The 16,368-nt window shown below is 42.4% G+C and carries 15 protein-coding genes; 6 read left to right on the top strand and 9 right to left on the bottom strand.

Annotation, left to right across the window (positions count from 1 at the left end; translation table 11 throughout):
- From AC3KVK_RS05050 to AC3KVK_RS05070, 5 genes are read left to right on the top strand one after another with little or no spacing between them, the layout of a single operon-like run.
- Positions 1-1,974, top strand: a complete 1,974-nt coding sequence (locus AC3KVK_RS05050) for a heme lyase CcmF/NrfE family subunit (protein WP_490312612.1) — start codon at positions 1-3, stop codon at positions 1,972-1,974.
- Positions 1,971-2,543, top strand: a complete 573-nt coding sequence (locus tag AC3KVK_RS05055; RefSeq protein WP_490312611.1) for a redoxin family protein — start codon at positions 1,971-1,973, stop codon at positions 2,541-2,543. Before AC3KVK_RS05050 ends, AC3KVK_RS05055 begins: the two co-directional genes overlap by 4 nt.
- Entirely contained in the window at positions 2,540-3,004 is a 465-nt protein-coding gene (locus AC3KVK_RS05060) for a cytochrome c-type biogenesis protein (protein WP_490312610.1), read from the top strand. Before AC3KVK_RS05055 ends, AC3KVK_RS05060 begins: the two co-directional genes overlap by 4 nt.
- Positions 3,001-4,272, top strand: a complete 1,272-nt coding sequence (gene ccmI, locus AC3KVK_RS05065; protein ID WP_490312609.1) for a c-type cytochrome biogenesis protein CcmI — start codon at positions 3,001-3,003, stop codon at positions 4,270-4,272. The genes AC3KVK_RS05060 and ccmI overlap by 4 nt, the downstream gene beginning before the upstream one ends.
- 7 nt (positions 4,273-4,279) lie before the next feature.
- Positions 4,280-5,011 carry an MlaA family lipoprotein gene (locus AC3KVK_RS05070; protein ID WP_490312608.1) on the top strand — a complete coding sequence of 244 codons (732 nt, stop codon included), beginning with the start codon at positions 4,280-4,282 and terminating at the stop codon, positions 5,009-5,011.
- 48 nt (positions 5,012-5,059) lie between these two features.
- Here AC3KVK_RS05070 and AC3KVK_RS05075 read toward each other — a convergent pair whose 3' ends face one another.
- Positions 5,060-6,280: an EAL and HDOD domain-containing protein gene (locus AC3KVK_RS05075; RefSeq protein WP_490312607.1), complete on the bottom strand. Its 1,221-nt coding sequence runs from the start codon at positions 6,278-6,280 to the stop codon at positions 5,060-5,062.
- 279 nt (positions 6,281-6,559) lie between these two features.
- On the opposite strand from AC3KVK_RS05075, the gene putP reads away from it, so the two are divergent.
- The gene (putP, locus tag AC3KVK_RS05080) at positions 6,560-8,047 is read left to right on the top strand and encodes a sodium/proline symporter PutP (RefSeq protein WP_490312606.1); all 1,488 of its coding nucleotides are present in this window, start codon (positions 6,560-6,562) and stop codon (positions 8,045-8,047) included.
- 47 nt (positions 8,048-8,094) lie between these two features.
- On the opposite strand, the gene AC3KVK_RS05085 is transcribed toward putP, so the two are convergent.
- The 8 genes from AC3KVK_RS05085 to AC3KVK_RS05120 form a co-directional block, all read right to left on the bottom strand.
- The gene (locus tag AC3KVK_RS05085) at positions 8,095-8,949 is read right to left on the bottom strand and encodes a Tim44 domain-containing protein (protein WP_490312605.1); all 855 of its coding nucleotides are present in this window, start codon (positions 8,947-8,949) and stop codon (positions 8,095-8,097) included.
- 177 nt (positions 8,950-9,126) lie between these two features.
- Positions 9,127-9,834, bottom strand: coding sequence for a DUF3379 family protein (locus AC3KVK_RS05090; RefSeq protein ID WP_490312604.1), 708 nt, complete (start codon positions 9,832-9,834; stop codon positions 9,127-9,129).
- A 2-nt stretch (positions 9,835-9,836) separates the two neighbouring features.
- Positions 9,837-10,391 carry a sigma-70 family RNA polymerase sigma factor gene (locus AC3KVK_RS05095; RefSeq protein WP_490312603.1) on the bottom strand — a complete coding sequence of 185 codons (555 nt, stop codon included), beginning with the start codon at positions 10,389-10,391 and terminating at the stop codon, positions 9,837-9,839.
- A gap of 89 nt (positions 10,392-10,480) precedes the next feature.
- Positions 10,481-12,106 carry a BatD family protein gene (locus AC3KVK_RS05100; protein ID WP_490312602.1) on the bottom strand — a complete coding sequence of 542 codons (1,626 nt, stop codon included), beginning with the start codon at positions 12,104-12,106 and terminating at the stop codon, positions 10,481-10,483.
- Positions 12,100-13,983 carry a vWA domain-containing protein gene (locus AC3KVK_RS05105; RefSeq protein ID WP_490312601.1) on the bottom strand — a complete coding sequence of 628 codons (1,884 nt, stop codon included), beginning with the start codon at positions 13,981-13,983 and terminating at the stop codon, positions 12,100-12,102. The genes AC3KVK_RS05100 and AC3KVK_RS05105 overlap by 7 nt, the downstream gene beginning before the upstream one ends.
- Positions 13,983-14,966, bottom strand: coding sequence for a vWA domain-containing protein (locus tag AC3KVK_RS05110; protein ID WP_490312600.1), 984 nt, complete (start codon positions 14,964-14,966; stop codon positions 13,983-13,985). Before AC3KVK_RS05110 ends, AC3KVK_RS05105 begins: the two co-directional genes overlap by 1 nt.
- Complete coding sequence (locus AC3KVK_RS05115; protein WP_490312599.1) at positions 14,959-15,417, bottom strand: DUF4381 domain-containing protein; 459 nt, start codon at positions 15,415-15,417, stop codon at positions 14,959-14,961. The genes AC3KVK_RS05110 and AC3KVK_RS05115 overlap by 8 nt, the downstream gene beginning before the upstream one ends.
- Positions 15,414-16,367: a DUF58 domain-containing protein gene (locus AC3KVK_RS05120; RefSeq protein WP_490312598.1), complete on the bottom strand. Its 954-nt coding sequence runs from the start codon at positions 16,365-16,367 to the stop codon at positions 15,414-15,416. The genes AC3KVK_RS05115 and AC3KVK_RS05120 overlap by 4 nt, the downstream gene beginning before the upstream one ends.
- Position 16,368 lies beyond the last annotated feature (1 nt).

The raw sequence follows: 16,368 nt of genomic DNA on the forward strand, positions 1-16,368 counted from the left end.
ATGATCCCAGAGTTAGGTTTTCTATCACTCACGATTGCAATGGCATTATGCATTCTATTATGCATTTATCCTTTATGGGGGGCACATACTGGTAACTTGCGCCTAATGCGAGCTGCGCCAGCTTTAGCGATGGGCCAGTTTGTTTTTGTACTTCTTTCCTATTTAGCACTGGTTTATACCAGCCTACATGATGATTTCACTGTGGCGTATGTTGCGAATAATTCAAGCTCCGTATTGCCTTGGTATTATAAAATAACATCGACATGGGGTAACCATGAAGGGGCGATGCTCGTTTGGGTCCTTATTCAAGCCCTGTGGACTGTGCTGGTGGCAATGTTGTCAAAATCACTGCCTTGGTTATTGCGTGCACGTGTTTTAGGTGTTTTGGGGTTTTTAGGTGTAGGCTTTATGTCCTACACACTACTATTATCGAGTCCATTTGAATCGCTATTACCTTACTTTCCTGTAGAAGGACGCGACCTTAACCCATTGTTACAAGATCCCGGTATGATTATCCATCCTCCTTTGCTTTATATGGGTTATGTGGGTTTATCGGTTTCTTTTTCTTTTGCTATTGCCGCTTTATTAACAGGCAAGCTTGATAACACCTGGGCTAAATGGTCTCGCCCATGGACGATGGCTGCGTGGGCTTTTTTAACCTTAGGGATCACCATCGGTAGTTGGTGGGCATATGCCGAATTAGGCTGGGGTGGCTGGTGGTTTTGGGATCCAGTTGAAAATGCGTCTTTGATGCCATGGCTGGTTGCAACCGCGCTGATCCACTCGTTATCTGCTACAGAGAAACGTGGTGTGTTTAAATCGTGGACTGTCCTATTAGCGATTGCGGCATTCTCATTAAGTTTACTCGGTACGTTTATTGTGCGCTCAGGCATTATTGTGTCAGTGCATGCCTTTGCCACTGATCCGGCTCGAGGAAGCTTTATTTTGGCTTTCTTACTCGTCGTGGTCGGAGGGAGTTTATTACTTTACGCGCTGCGTGTGGCTGAAGTACGAAGTGAAGGGCGTTATCAGCTGTTTTCTCGCGAAGTAGCGCTTTGGCTCAATAATATCTTTTTAGTCGTTGCGACACTGATTGTGCTGCTGGGTACTCTCTTACCACTGGTACACAAAGAGTTAGGGTTAGGCTCAATATCGATTGGTACGCCTTTCTTTAATCAAATGTTCTCAATTTTATTAGTGCCTTTCGCTAGCCTGTTGGCACTGGGTCCTATGCTTCGGTGGAAGCAAAATAAACTTAAACTGGTTTTTAATAAATATGCATTGTCGGGGTTAATAAGCGTGATCGTTTCTTCGGCTTGGTTGTTTTCGAGTTATGATGAAGTCAAAGTTATAACATTAGTCGCAGTGATGCTTGCTGTCTGGATTGTGGTGACTTCTATGGTCGATATCGGGTTAAAGGTCGCTGAGTCAGCATCGATTTCATTAGGATTGAAAAAGTTAGGATTAAGTTACTGGGCAATGATTTTGGGCCATATTGGTTTTGCGTTTGTAATAGCTGGAGTGGCATTAACGTCAGCTTACTCAGTTGACCGCTCGGTCAAAATGAACCCAGGTGATATAGCAAGCCTCAATGAATATGATTACCGCTTTGACGGTGTTAAATCGATCACAGGTAAAAACTTTACAGGTCATGCTGGTGTGGTCACTGTGCTTAAAGAGAACCAATTTGTTGTCGAGCTGTATGCAGAAAAACGCCTATATACCATTGGAAAGCAATTTATGACTGAAGCCGCTATTGATGATGGCTTTACCCGTGATTTATACCTTGCTTTAGGCGAGCAATTTGATAATGGTGCGTGGTCTTTACGGATTTATCATAAGCCATTTGTGCGTTGGATGTGGCTAGGTGGGATTATCATTGCACTCGGAGGCTTTTTGATTTTATTCGATAAGCGTTATCGTCGGCGTCAGGTCATTCAAACAAGTGATGATAGTAAAGGAGTGATGGCATGAATCGTAAGCTATTGTTTTTAACACCGTTAGCGATTTTTTTATTGCTCAGTGTCTTCTTGTTTAAAGGGCTTTTCTCTGATCCTCGAGTGTTGCAAAGTGGACGTATCGGTCAAACTATGCCTGAGTTTGTATTACCTGATTTAATGCACCCTGAAAAGCAATGGCGAAATACCGACTTATTGGGTGAAGTCTATCTGTTGAATGTGTGGGGAACCTGGTGCCCGACATGTGTGGCTGAATTGGGCTACTTAACTGAATTAAGAAATCAAGGTATAAAGATTGTCGGCTTATATTTTGAGCAAGGTTATGATGCTGATTTTGGCGACCAATTTAGCCTGCCTGAATTGCAAATGGAAGTGGCCGACATGCTCAATCGAGCGGGCAATCCATACGCATTCAATATGCTCGACCTCAATCGAACTGTGTTGTTAGATTTAGGCGTCTCTGGCGCTCCTGAAACTTTCTTAGTTGACAGTAAAGGGACTATTTTATTACATCACACTGGTGATATTAATAGTCGAGTTTGGCGAGCGAAATTTGCTCCGGTTATTGCAGAGTTAGCACCATGAAGTATTTATTTGTTTTAATTTCTTTAGTCGTTACTTCGTTTGTTTATGCCAGTGAAGACCAATATCAATTCGCGAGTCCTGAGCAAAAAAATATCTTTGCAGAGTTAACCCATGAGTTGCGTTGCCCTAAATGTCAGAATCAAAATATTGCAGACTCCGATGCGATTGTTGCAAAAGACCTACGTGAAAAAGTGCTTGCCTTGGTTGAAGAGGGCAAGGGCAAAGACGAAATCATCGAATTTATGATCGATCGTTATGGTTATTTTGTGCATTACAAACCGCCAGTCACTGCTTCGACATTAGTATTATGGGTATTGCCAGTGTTATTTGTTTTATTTGGTTTTGGTGCTGTGATTGCTCGTCAAAAGAAGGCTTCTCAAGCGCAAAGCTGGTCTGAACAAGATGAAAGCACACTCAATGAGCTAATCAACAAATATCAACGTAAGGGAGAACAGGTATGACAGAGTTCTACTTATACGCAGGGATATTAATTTTATTTGGCTGTGTTTTCGTGGTCTTACCTTTTATGCGAAAAGATACGTTAGTTTCAGTGGATCCAGGAACGAATGCAGAGCGCATTGATATCTATCATCAGCGACTTGCTGAATTGGCGCAAGAGCAGCAAGATGATCGTTTATCAGATGAAGGGTATCAGCAAGCCATCGTTGAGCTAAAAAAACGTTTGCTAAACGAACTGGCACCAGAAAAGCAATTTAACCTTAAAGGTAATAACTTAGTATTGGCATGCGTAGGCACGTTATTTATGCTGAGCTTTTCGGTTATTTTCTACAGTATTAGCGGGAGTCATCAGCAGCAGCAAAGCTGGTTAGACGCGATAGATAAATTACCTGAATTGGGTCAGCGAGCCGTCATGCAAACGGGCGATCCCTTGACGCCTAACGAGTTACAGCAATTTGCTTTAGGGTTAAGAACAAAGCTGTCGACTAATGGGGATGATCAAGTTGCCTGGATGTTGCTCGGGCGAGTGGCTATGTCATTAAATGATTTAACAATGGCCACTCAGGCGTTCGAAAAATCACTTAAAATCAATCCTGATAATGTAAATGTAATGCTTGCGTATAGTCAAGCGTTGTTAGTTGATGGCTCCGAGGAGTCGATTAACAAAGCAGCGAAAAAATTGTCAAAAATTTTGCAACAAAATCCAACTAATATGGATGCAATTTCGCTTCTGGCATTAATCGCTTACGAAAGAAAAGACTGGCTTGAAGCTAAAGCTGCGTTCGAGTTGTTGTTAAGCAGTATGGAAAAAGCCGATCCACGCTATGCGTTGATTGAACAACGAATCGCAGAGTTAAACCAGCAGTTGAATGAGAGCTCAGAAGCCTCTGTTAACAAAAACTCACAAACTATGGCTTTACAGCCAAGGCAATTAACGGTCAGACTTAGCATCTCTGACGATTTAGCTAATAATGTTCCTGAGGGGGCTACTTTATTTGTGTTTGCAAAAGCAGCTCAAGGACCCCAAATGCCATTAGCAGTCGTTAAGCTCGCACGTGTTGACTTATCAAAAACGGTACTGCTTTCTGAAGCAAATGCGATGATGCCGTCATTAACGTTGGCGCAGTTTGATCGCGTTATTGTTACGGCGCGTATTTCGATAGATGATAAGGTCGATGTACAGCCTGGTGAGTTACAAGGTCAAAGTACAGTAATTGACTTAAACACCGAAACAGAGGTTTCGTTGACGATTAATCAGCTTATTCAATAGGGACAGCATGTATAAAACTGCAGTAGTGTTATTAATTTGGTTTTCTTTGGTTGGCTGCGCGCAAGTACCAGAAGAAAAACAAGATGAGCGCGATCCACTTCAAGCTCTCAACCGCCCAGTTTATGATTTTAACATGGACGTGCTTGACGCTTATGTGCTTCGACCTGCTGCAGTTGGTTACAGTACAATCACACCTCAACCGGTGAGAAACGGTATTGTTAATTTTATTGAAAATTTACAGACACCTGTAGACGGTGTAAATGCTGCCTTACAAGGCAAGCCCAGTAATGCGGGCGTAAGTGTTGCTCGGTTCCTTATTAACTCGACAGTAGGGGTCTTAGGTATATTTGATGTTGCCTCTGAGATTGGTTTGGAGCTAGAAGAAGAAGATTTTGGTCAAACGTTGGGTGTTTGGGGGGTCGGTGATGGGGCATATTTGATGTTGCCCGCGATGGGCCCGAGTACAGCCCGTAATTTTACGGGGGATATTGTTGATAACTTTATTGTGCCACAAGTCGCATTAACGACTCCGCAAAGCTTGATTATCTTTGCTTTTAAAGCACTTGAAGCCCGTGCCTCTTTATTTGCACAAGAGTCATTACTCAATGAATCCCTTGATCCATATATTTTCATGAAAGATATCTACTTCCAGCGTCAGTTGTATGAATTACACGATGGTAATCCGCCGCTTGAAAAAGAGCCGGAGACATACGAAGAAGATTTCCTCGAAAACTTATAATAAAAAAGCCGATGATATTTCATCGGCTTTTTTAGGGGGGTCATTTTACTAAGAAATAGCAGCCAGCTGCATGTTTGCCCACTGTACAGCTTCGTGGTAAGCATCGGGAACTTCTTTTGAATTGAGATTCAGTTGCTCGATGATTGTATTGGCTGACTCCCATTGTGCTTTTTCATAATGCTTTACTAATTGGAGATACTGGGCTAACACGCCTTCATCTTTGAGTAAGGCATCTTTAATTTCGTTTGATAAAGGCAGCTTAGCAAGGGCATTTTCCATGGTTTCATCTAAAATTGCATCAATCAGAGATAGCATGCCTGCTAGGAATGCCATTGCGGTATCTTTCATTTGACCGTGGCTCTGGGCTATTTTTTCCGCAAAACGTGCTCGGGTTAATGAAAGGTTCATTAACTCAATCGGCTTATTAGATGAGACTTGCGCAGCAAACAATACAGACAGAAATTTATTGAGCTCTTTGGCACCTAACACAACAAGAGCTTGTTTAATTGTACTGATTTCTGCTCGGCGCTTAAAAGCCGCAGAGTTTGAATAGCGAAGTAATTTGTAGGATAAATTTACATCTCGCTCAAAGACCTCGGTTATTTTCCTCAGATTAATTTCAGAGTTTGATGTTTCGTAGAGTAATTCAGCAAGCGTCATTTCAGATGGGGCAAGTGATTTACTTTGGATGACTTCGGGTTTAGAAAAAAAGTAACCTTGAAAGTAGGTAAAACCCAGTGCTTGTGCGGTTTCAAATTGTTTATGAGTTTCAACTTTTTCCGCTAGGAACTCAATATGCGGAAACTCTTTAGTCTCGGCTTGAATTTGCTTGATTTCATCCTCATTGAGCACTTGAAAATCAATTTTGATGATATCAACAAAGGGATAAAAATGGCGCCAAACCGGATTATGTATGTAATCATCAAGGGCGATGGTATAACCCTTTTCTTTTAAATCTTGGACAATGGCCAGCAGGCGCTTTCCTGGCTGCACTGTTTCGAGAATCTCAACTACGACTTGCTCAGGATCACACATAGTCGCATAGCCTTTGAGCAGGGTTTCGAGTGTAAAGTTGATAAATGCCGGTTTATTAGCGGTTAAATCTTCAATACCAAACTCAAACTGACTACCAGCAATCAGTTTGGTGGTCGCTTCGTGACCATCTACATCAGGAAAAACATTGTCTAGACCATCTCGAAACAGTAATTCATATGCATATAAATTTTTTTCTTTATCGAGTATTGGCTGTCTAGCTGCATAAAAATACATAAGCTGTGGACCTTTTTCCTATTGGTTTATTCTTATTTAGAATAGGTAATATAAAATATGCGCAGGCATTTTTCATTAACTATTTTATTTAACCTCATTCTTTTGGGGGGTTATTGCTCACTTCCAGTCATTTTTTTGGCTCTCATGTTATATTAGTGTCTGTGATTCAATCTGTGTACCTTTTTAGTCTTAAATTATGGTGATCTTTTCACCCAGAGTTTGAGCCAAGTTTGAATTGAGTGTTAGTGAAATAACAATAACAACATTTAGGGGGTTAGAGTGGCGATAGGCACATTCATTTCTTTAGCGATATATTTTGCCGTGATGTTAGGTATCGGCTTTTATGCGTACCGCAAGTCTACCAGTGATGTTTCTGGTTATATGCTCGGTGGTCGAGGGTTGAGCCCGAGTGTGACCGCTTTATCAGCTGGAGCCTCAGACATGAGTGGCTGGATGTTAATGGGGTTACCTGGCGCAATGTACATTAGCGGCTTGAGTAGTACATGGATTGCTGTTGGTTTAGTGATTGGTGCTTTATTAAATTATCTCGTCGTTGCACCTCGGTTACGTACCTTTACTGAGGTAGCGAATGATTCAATTACGCTGCCCGATTTCTTTGAAAACCGCTTTGCGGATCGTTCTCATATGCTGCGTTTAGTCTCTTCATTAGTCATTATTGTGTTTTTTACGCTTTATACTTCGTCGGGTGTTGTTGCAGGGGGCAAGCTTTTTGAATCTTCATTTGGCCTAAGCTACGAGGTTGGCTTATATGTAACCGCTGGTGTGGTGGTTATTTATACCCTGTTTGGTGGGTTTTTAGCGGTCAGTCTGACAGATTTTGTCCAGGGCTGTATTATGTTTTTAGCTTTGATTTTAGTACCGATAGTCGCCATTTCTGAAGTGGGTGGGACTACTGAAATTATCAATACAGTACAGACAATTAATCCTGAATTACTTAATTTGGTTAGTGGTACAACTTTCGTTGGTATTGTCTCTGCAATGGCGTGGGGGTTAGGTTATTTTGGTCAGCCACATATTATAGTTCGATTTATGGCAATTCGTTCAGTGAAAGATATTCCTACAGCGAGAAATATTGGTATGGGCTGGATGACTGTATCGATCATTGGCGCTGTGGGGACTGGTTTTGTAGGTATTGCCTATGTAGCAAAAACAGGTATGACATTGAATGATCCTGAAACCATCTTTATTGTTTTATCTCAATTATTGTTTCATCCATTAATTGCCGGCTTTTTACTGGCTGCAATACTGGCTGCGATTATGAGCACGATTTCATCACAGTTATTGGTGACATCAAGTTCATTAACAGAAGATTTTTATAAAATATTCTTAAATGATAAAGCATCAGATAAAGAGCAAGTCACCGTGGGGCGTATTTCAGTAGTGATAGTGGCACTGGTAGCGATAGGATTAGCTTATGATCGTGAGAGCTCTATTTTAAGTCTTGTAAGTAACGCATGGGCTGGATTTGGTGCTGCATTTGGTCCTTTAGTTATATTAAGTTTGTATTGGCGAAAAATGACGGCATGGGGTGCATTGGCAGGTATGCTAGTGGGTGCTTCGACTGTATTAATTTGGATTTATGCACCTTTGTCTATTGATGGACAAACTCTGAGTGCGTGGATGTACGAAATTGTGCCTGGCTTTATCTTATCGTCAATTGCGATTGTGGTTGTAAGTAAACTGACTACGATAAACGATCCTGTGGTTGAAGAACAATTTGATGCGATGCTCACTCATCATCAATAACAATCAATAAAAAAGCCTGCAACTGCAGGCTTTTTACTGTTCAGCTATTAAGCGGCTTGATCTTCGATACCAACAATCAGCCAAGGCGCATTCGCTTGACGCATATCACGCTCTAGATGCCAGATTTCAAGAATCGCTTCTTCTTGTTTGTCAGCTAAATCTCGGTACTTGCCTTTAAAACGAACACTTATTTCCCATTTAATGGGTGAACTATCTGCTCGAGCCAATTCAGCATCAATGAACATAACTTCAGTGGCAACGTCGGCTACGTCTGCACGCTCAGCTTTTAGCTCAGCAAAAAGTGCTGGACTGACATATTCTTCGATCGTAGACAAATCATTTTCATTCCATGCTTTTTGTAATGTATGGTAATGATCGCGCGCGCCTTGTAAAAATCCATTCAGGTCAAAGTTAGCAGGTAAGTTAAAAGGAACGTCGTTTTCAGCTGTGTTAAACCCATTACTTGCTGAAGAGGTTGAGTTTCGGTACTGAGCAGGCTCAGTTGGATTGATTGTTGGACCCCCTGCTGTCACGGTTCTATTAATGGCGTTTTTTGCCATCACGGCTTTAATGACTTTGAAAATAATGAAGGCGAGTAGTGCCATCATTAACATATCCATAATCTGTAGACCTTCAAAGTCGCCACCTAGCATTGCAGCAATTAAGCCGCCCATCAGCAACCCTCCGAGAATCCCCCCCATAATGCCTTTCTTATTGGAGCTTTTAGCTGCATTCGCTGGCGTTTGAGTTGTGTTGTTGGGTTGATCTGCTTGTTGTTTTTGTTGCGAGGTTTGTTGAGTTTTGCCTTTGGACTTAGAGCCAAATTTTTTGCGTGCATCGACATCAAATGATGCGGTGAACAGCACAGCAAACAGCGTAAAGATGACACAGAACTTTTTCATGTTTGAGCCTATATAAAGTGATAAATTCAAAGAGGATTGTAGGGGCTCAAAAAGTGAAGTCAATGAGAAGTGTTGTAAATATCTCATTGTTTTTAAAAAGTTAAATAGGATTAAAAAACGATTAAATTTAATGTAAATTTTAACGCCGTTCACTCACTAAGTTGAACGGCGCACGCATCAAATTTGCCAAACTAAGTTGTCTTTGATTTGATTTTGCAAAGGCATCAATTCGGTATTATTTTCACCCAACAGAATGACAGTTGCTGAGGTGGATTGGTAAATTGTGCCATTAAAGCGCTGATCGGCAAATTGTGAATATGATTCACGCTGATTATTCGCAGGTACAATAAATAAAGTAACAGGACCACTTCGTGTATTGAGTACCATATGTAAGCTTTTTTGGCCTTTAAAATTACAGAAAGTTAAATAGTTTACATCGCCCGGAACATCCGTTAATTGACCACCAAACGAAGCGAGCTTGGCATTCACTTGCTCAATTGCAAACTGTTGTTTGGTATTGGAGAGTGAAGCTAATTCATGATAGACATGTTCTAAAGCATGTTGCTCTAAATTAAGTGGTGCTGCGGGATTATAAAGATTAAAAATAATACCAAAGGCAAACGCAATAGAAGCCGCTATCGCTAAATGAACTCGTCCACGGCGTTTGTGTTGTTTATGTTCGCTAAAACGTTGGTTAAGTAAAATCTTATCCGCTAAGTTTTCAGGCACTTCAATATTGAGCGCCTCATGTATTTGTGTGTCAAGTTGCTGAATATCAGTTAAGAACTGTTGTCGCTCATCATCGCTTTGGGCAAACTGTTTCAGTTCAGCGCTGACTTCGCTGGGATCCGCATAAAGGCGGCGGCGAAATTCTAATTCATCCATTGTTACTTAACCCCTCTATGGTGGTGTGTTGAAGTTGACAGCGCGTCTTTGAGCTGATTTCGAGCTCTAAATAGACGCGTCATCACAGTATTTTTGTTCAAATCTAATATGGTCGAAATTTCATCACCTGAGCAACCCATCACTATTTGTAGCAGTAGTGGCTCACGATACTCTTCTGGCAAAGCCATAATTTGGCGTTGCATCATGGTTTGCTCCATATTTTGCTCAAGGGTGAAGCTGCGCTCATCGACTAAGCTATCTTGTTCGACGTCTGAATAATCAAATTGTTTTCGCTCAAATCGACGTGCATTTTCACGTCGCAAAATAGTGAGTAACCACGACTTCGCCGCTTTTTGATCAAGCAAGGCATCCAAAGACTTCCATGCGCGTAAAAACGTTTCTTGTACCAAATCATCGGCCACACTGTGATCTTGGCATAGCCAATAAGCAAATCGGTAAAGTTCTTTATGATAAACCTGCACGAGTGCTTCGTATCGTTTGTGTTTATGTGCCATATCAATTAAGACCTGACGATCAGAATTTTTCTTTCCAAACATAGGGGATTTTTTTCTTTTTGCTCTGATAGGGCTAAGTATTGCACCAAGCGAGGCGCAAGCCAAGCTTAGTGCAAGATATGAAAGGCGAGTTAGTACAAAGGTTTGAGTACAGAAGTGGCAGAACCTTGGACTTCAGGGGGCGATTTTAAGATATTTAATATCGAAGTGAGCGCCACATTTGTTTTTTGAGTGCCGTATAAGCTTGCTTGTAATTGGTTTAGTTGGGTAGCCAATGCTAGATCATCATAGAGAGCAATTAAGTCATCTAATGAAGCTGATGGGTTATGACACCGCAACTTCGCTAGCGCGAGTGTGTGCTGATAAAAGGCATGATTATCGTTTGACGCCGAGGCGCGTGTTAATTGTGCGACCAACTCTTTATCGTCAGGCTGTAAGTGAGCCGCCTTATTTTGTTTAGCCACTTGTGGACGTTGGGTGCGTTGTGACCACCAAATAAGTAATGTAATCAACCACAGCACATAGCCACTGGCCATTAACCCCCAGTGGAGCGAAGGAATGTCAGCGCTGACTGCATTATTTTTTTGGCTTGGCTGTGTAAGCGGTACTGGTGGTACAGTAGGTGCAGAGCTGTTGGCTGAATTATTTGCAGCGACAACAGTTAAAGTCCGAGCAGGTAGTGTCGCATATTCAATGCGGTTGACCACTGTATTGAACCACGGAATTTTAACTTCAGGAAGTTGGTAAGTGCCTGGTTTTTGCGGTAATAAAGCGATTGACTCAACGCGTTGGGAAATAACTCGTCCATCGCGTACATTGTGATTGTTTTCAGCTTGGTCGGGGTAAGCGCGGATCCCTGCAATTTCAGTGAGTTTGATTTCAGGGAGCTGCTCTTTGGTGATCCCTAATGCTGTTAAGGTAATGGTTCGTGTCAAAGGCGTGCCGACTTCAACCTGATCCTCTTCAGGTTGCCATTGTTCATGTAATGACACCATTTCACTTGGTAACCAATCCCCTTGATAATTAGCTGGTATAGATTTAACCGTTAACAGAGTGTCTTCTGCAACGGCAGAGGCGGCAATCGCACGGTAATTCTCTTGTATTCGACCATTAAATGATGGGGCGCTAATGGTAAAGTCACCACTTTTTTGGGGTTGCACTAAGTAGTCACGACTGACCACTAAATAGCGCTTACCATTGATAATCTCTGTACTTTCAATTTGCTTACCGAGCTGTGAAATTTGTGCATTATCCATAATTGGAGCACTGAGTTGACCGTCTCTGAGCTCTTTCGCTAAATACAATTTTACATTGTAAACTCCGGCTTGTTGTACGTAGAGATTGTCAGGTGTCATGCTCGTTTTAATGAAGATATCATTGCTTTGTTGGTCGAGATCTTGTTTGACGACCGTTAAAGTATAAGGCTGTGATTGAACGCCGTTAATTTCAAAGGCGGGAATGGCAAATTGGCCACTTTTGCGTGACATTAGCTCCACTTGCCAGGTTGTTTTTTTCGAGATACTGCCATTAATAATACTGGTGTGACTACTGACACTCGTCGGGCCGACGACAAAGTCTTTCAATAATACCGAAGTGTCAGGTTGTGCAGCTTGCACGTTATCGTCAGCTTGAATAGTTAATACAAAATACTCACCTTGCAATACTGGGTTTTTATTCACCGATGCATCGAGTTTTGTTAGTGCAAAAACTCTGGGGCTACAGATAATAATCAGTAATAAAATACAACGCATTACCATGATTTTTTAACTCCTTGTGGGCTAGTGTTACGGCCACGATTTTGATATTCAAGTCGCATTTTGTTGCGTAATAAGATCGCAGGATCATCCGGTACTTTTCTAAGTAACTGATTTAATTGTTGAGCTTTTTCACGTTCTTCATCGGTTAATGGCTCAGCGGAAACGGCCGTTTGCTGAGTGTGTTCATCACCTTCTTGGGCTGTTTGTGGCTCGCTTGGCGCTACAGCTTGCTGTTCTTCTGGTTTCGAGTCCGAACGGCTCTGTTCTTCAGCTGCGGATTGTTGTTTTTGTTGCTGAGGCTCGGCAGACATTTCAGGCTTATTTTGTTGGTCAGTATTGCTACTTTTTTGCTGCTCGGACTCGCCTTGCTGTCCTTGTTTTTTATCTGGAGAAGCGTCTGAATCGGGCTGCTCTGAGTTTTGTTGCTCGGACTGCTGCTGATTTGGATCAGACTGTTGATCTGATTGTTGCTGTTGGTCAGAGTCTTGTTGCTGATTATTTTGGTTTTGTTGCTCAGGTTGATTATCTTGTTGCTGTTGCGATAACTCTTCGATAATTTCTTTATTTTTCTGAGCGGCTGAAAAGTTAGGGTCTTGCACTAATGATTGCTCATATTTTTCAATTGCTTCAGGTAGTTTTCCAAGTTTAGCTAAGGCATTACCTTGGTTAAATAAGCCTGTAGCAGATTCATCTTGACTAAAATGCGCTAAAGCTTCTTCATACTGGCCTTGCTGGTATAAGGCCGCGCCTTTAAGATGAGAGTTGGAGGTGTTTTGTGCTTGTTCAAAGTCACCTTGCTGATACGCATCAAGAGCACGTTGATCAGTGTTTTTCCATAAAGATGACCATTCAACAGCATTGGCTTGCTCAGTGGGCAAAATTAAAAACACACATAAGCCAATTAACAACTGGTTTTGTTTGATTAATAAAAATGCTAATGGAATGAGTAAGAGCATTAAATACACACCCCCATCGAGTCTAGAAAGTGTATGTTGTTGCTCGGTTTCGCCAATTTCGGCATTTTCATCGGCTTGCGTAAACACTGTTATATCAGCATTACTGGCTGTATAGGCAGAAAAGCGGCCGCCGCTTCGTTTGGTAATACCACGCATTGAGGTAAATTGGGCTTTTGGTACGACGATTTGACCATAGCGGTCTTTTAAAAATCCACCCTCGGGTAATTCAATCGGGGCACCTTGCTCTGTCGCGACCGCATAAATATTGAGTGTGTAACCAGTGCCTTGAGCAAACTCTTGGACTGACGATAAATCATCGCTATCAATACCGTCAGTCACGAGGATAATATCACCATTTAAATAACCCGCTTGGGTGAGTAACTCGCTGGCTGCGGTCAGTCCTGCCATTACATTTGAGCCTTTTCCTGGCATAATTTCAGGACTTAAACTTGGGATCAAATTAGCTAATGTGTGTGCATCAGTGGTCAGCGGTGAGACCGTAAATGCATTTTCTGCATAGGCGACAAGAGCGGTTTCACCTTCTTTAAATAGTTCAACCATATCAAGGGCTTTAAATCGCGCTTGGCTGAGCCTATTTGGCTTGATATCGGCACTGAACATAGACAATGACATATCCATTACTAATACTCGGGCTTGCTTAGCTTGATATACAGGCACAGCTTGTTTTTCCCAGCTTGGCCCTGCAGCCGCGATAATAGCGAGGGTTACGAATAACAAAGAAAGCCAAGGTGATTGACGTTGCTGTTTTGCGCCAGAGGTCAAGACAAACTGCGCCAAATGTGAGGCAATTAAAGGTTGCTGACGATTCACTTTATGTTGACGAAAGTAGATGATGGCCGCTAATGGGATGAGAAGGAATAAAAGCCACAGTAACTGTGGGCGGATAAATTCAAAGTCCATTAGAACACCTCCTTTTTTGGTAAGCGAAGATAGGGTCTCACATTAGCAAAGGTCAAGAGTACCAATGCAACCAGTAATGGATAAAAGAATAAGGCTGTTTGTGGGCGAAATGTCTGAGTGTCGGTTGCGATGGGTTCCAATTTATCAAGCTCTTGGTAGATTTCTTGCAAACTGGCTACATCACGGGCGCGAAAATACAGACCGCCGGTGTCCTCTGCGATAGTTTTTAACAGGCCTTCATCCAGTGCTGAGCCTGTATTCATACCAAACATGCTAAAGCGGCTATTCCCATCAGAGCCGACCCCGATGGTATAGACTTTAATTCCTTCTTCACGGGCGAGTAACAGGGCTTCTTCAGGGGCTAAATTACCGGCAGTATTTTCACCATCGGTTAAAAGCACCAAAATACGATTGCTGTCTTGTTTTTGTGAAAACCGCTTTACGGCAAGACCCAGCGCATCACCGATGGCTGTTGCGCGCCCGACTAAACCAATTTGCGCTTCATCGAGCATTTGGCTCACGGTGTTTAAATCTCGGGTTAGTGGGGTTTGCAAAAAAGCGGTATCTCCAAATAAAATCAGGCCGAGACGGTCGCCTTGACGCTGTTCAATAAAATTTTTGAGTACCGCTTTAACCATCGATAGGCGATCAACATATCGCCCTTGATAGGCCATATCTCGCTCGGTCATAGAGCCTGATAAATCGACGGCTAACATGATATCCCGTCCTTCATTTGGCAAGCTGATAGGTTCACCAAGCCATTTAGGGTTGGCGGCGCCAAGGCATAAACACAACCAAAATAACCACATTATTAATGAGTGGGGACGCGCGCGTTGGTGGCTGCTGGTGCTGCTTAGTAGAGGATTTGCATTAAAGCTGGGTATACGTAGTGTCACATCTTGCAGTTTTGCTTTGGCAAGAAAACGTAATAAAAATGGTAGGGGCAACGCTAGAAAAGCCCATGGCCAAGTAAACTCAAACATGGTCCGCACCTCGGGTATTAAAGCGCTTAATAGCTTGGAGTAATTGTTGTTTTAGTTGCGTATAGTGTTCGGGGTTGACCGATGGATGATAAATAAGCGTCAGTTGCTCGTGGTTAATGGTTATGCGACTTGTAGTCTGCAAAAAATGACACCAATCTTGTGAGTGGTGTGAAGCTGCTTTGGCTCCGTAATAATGACTGGCTAAGCGTTTTAAAATCATATTGAGTTGTTGTAAATGTTCAGCGCCCTGATAGTCGAGCGTGTTAGCGAGTGCTACAGCTGCTCTTTTTGCATGGTTGTGTTGATAAACAAAGCGCCAATAGGCAAAACCAGCCACGAGGGCACTTACTATCAATGCGATGACGACCCACCACGCAGGTGCGAGTGGCCACATAGAAGCTGATGATGGAGCTATAATATCTTCTAGATTATCTAATGGAGAGGCAGTCATGAGGATGCTTTTCCTAAAATCTGTTGTTCTAAAGGGGTTGCAGCACTGAATGTGATCGGATGAATACCTGCTTTTTTCAGTGCGTTCAGGCGATGATGTTGTTGTTCATTCGCATGTTTGGTAAAGCGTTGTTTGAACTTTTTATCTGCCAATGGCAGAGCGAAAGTTTGGCTACCTGCGTTGACTTTGACATTGTGATCACTGGTCGCTAAATCCAGTTCAAAAGGATCAAAAACTTGACAGGCAATGACTTCGCAATGGCGGGCAAGCAACTGCAATTGTTTTAGCACTTCATCATCTAGCTGAACAAAGTCTGAAATCAAATAAACCAACGAGCCGGGTTTGGCGAGTTGGTTTAAACGCTTTAGGTTATCTCTAAAGCCACTATTTGTATCTTGTGGTGGCAATGTAAGTGCTTGCTCATGGCTTGTTAAGAGATTATGAAAAAGATTCATTACCGCATTTTGCCGACTGCCCGGTTTTAGTTCGAAGTGTTGTTGTTGGTTAAACACCAAACCGCCGACGCGATCGCCACGGCCTATGGCAGACCAAGCTGTCAGTGCGCTGAGTTGAGCAGCTTGAATGGACTTCAAAACAAACTGGCTACCAAATAACATCGATTGACTGAAGTCAGTAAAAATAAACACAGGGCGCTCTTTTTCTTCTTGATAGAGCTTAGTATGGGCTTGACCTGTTCGAGCAGTGACACGCCAATCAATTGAGCGAATATCATCACCTTGTTGATAATGGCGAACCTCAGCAAATTCCATGCCTCGGCCTTTGTGTGGTGCGAGGTACTGACCGGCTAATTTATGTTTGATATTGACTTTGGGCTGTAAATTGAGCAGAGCCGCTTTCGCTCTATAATACATCAGCTCTTTGAGGGATAAATTAACCCCATTGCAATGACAAGCCTGCAACCACAAAGCTAAATTGTTGGACACACTCATG

It is taken from the genome of Pseudoalteromonas sp. J2K-J979 (assembly GCF_058169715.2).

Coding starts and splice junctions, on each gene's coding strand:
- AC3KVK_RS05115 (WP_490312599.1), bottom strand. CDS start 15,417: ATGACTGCCTCTCCATTAGATAATCTAGAAGATATTATAGCTCCATCA.
- ccmI (WP_490312609.1), top strand. CDS start 3,001: ATGACAGAGTTCTACTTATACGCAGGGATATTAATTTTATTTGGCTGT.
- AC3KVK_RS05105 (WP_490312601.1), bottom strand. CDS start 13,983: ATGGACTTTGAATTTATCCGCCCACAGTTACTGTGGCTTTTATTCCTT.
- AC3KVK_RS05085 (WP_490312605.1), bottom strand. CDS start 8,949: ATGAAAAAGTTCTGTGTCATCTTTACGCTGTTTGCTGTGCTGTTCACC.
- AC3KVK_RS05110 (WP_490312600.1), bottom strand. CDS start 14,966: ATGTTTGAGTTTACTTGGCCATGGGCTTTTCTAGCGTTGCCCCTACCA.
- AC3KVK_RS05120 (WP_490312598.1), bottom strand. CDS start 16,367: ATGAGTGTGTCCAACAATTTAGCTTTGTGGTTGCAGGCTTGTCATTGC.
- AC3KVK_RS05050 (WP_490312612.1), top strand. CDS start 1: ATGATCCCAGAGTTAGGTTTTCTATCACTCACGATTGCAATGGCATTA.
- AC3KVK_RS05070 (WP_490312608.1), top strand. CDS start 4,280: ATGTATAAAACTGCAGTAGTGTTATTAATTTGGTTTTCTTTGGTTGGC.
- AC3KVK_RS05075 (WP_490312607.1), bottom strand. CDS start 6,280: ATGTATTTTTATGCAGCTAGACAGCCAATACTCGATAAAGAAAAAAAT.
- AC3KVK_RS05055 (WP_490312611.1), top strand. CDS start 1,971: ATGAATCGTAAGCTATTGTTTTTAACACCGTTAGCGATTTTTTTATTG.
- AC3KVK_RS05100 (WP_490312602.1), bottom strand. CDS start 12,106: ATGGTAATGCGTTGTATTTTATTACTGATTATTATCTGTAGCCCCAGA.
- AC3KVK_RS05095 (WP_490312603.1), bottom strand. CDS start 10,391: ATGTTTGGAAAGAAAAATTCTGATCGTCAGGTCTTAATTGATATGGCA.
- AC3KVK_RS05090 (WP_490312604.1), bottom strand. CDS start 9,834: ATGGATGAATTAGAATTTCGCCGCCGCCTTTATGCGGATCCCAGCGAA.
- AC3KVK_RS05060 (WP_490312610.1), top strand. CDS start 2,540: ATGAAGTATTTATTTGTTTTAATTTCTTTAGTCGTTACTTCGTTTGTT.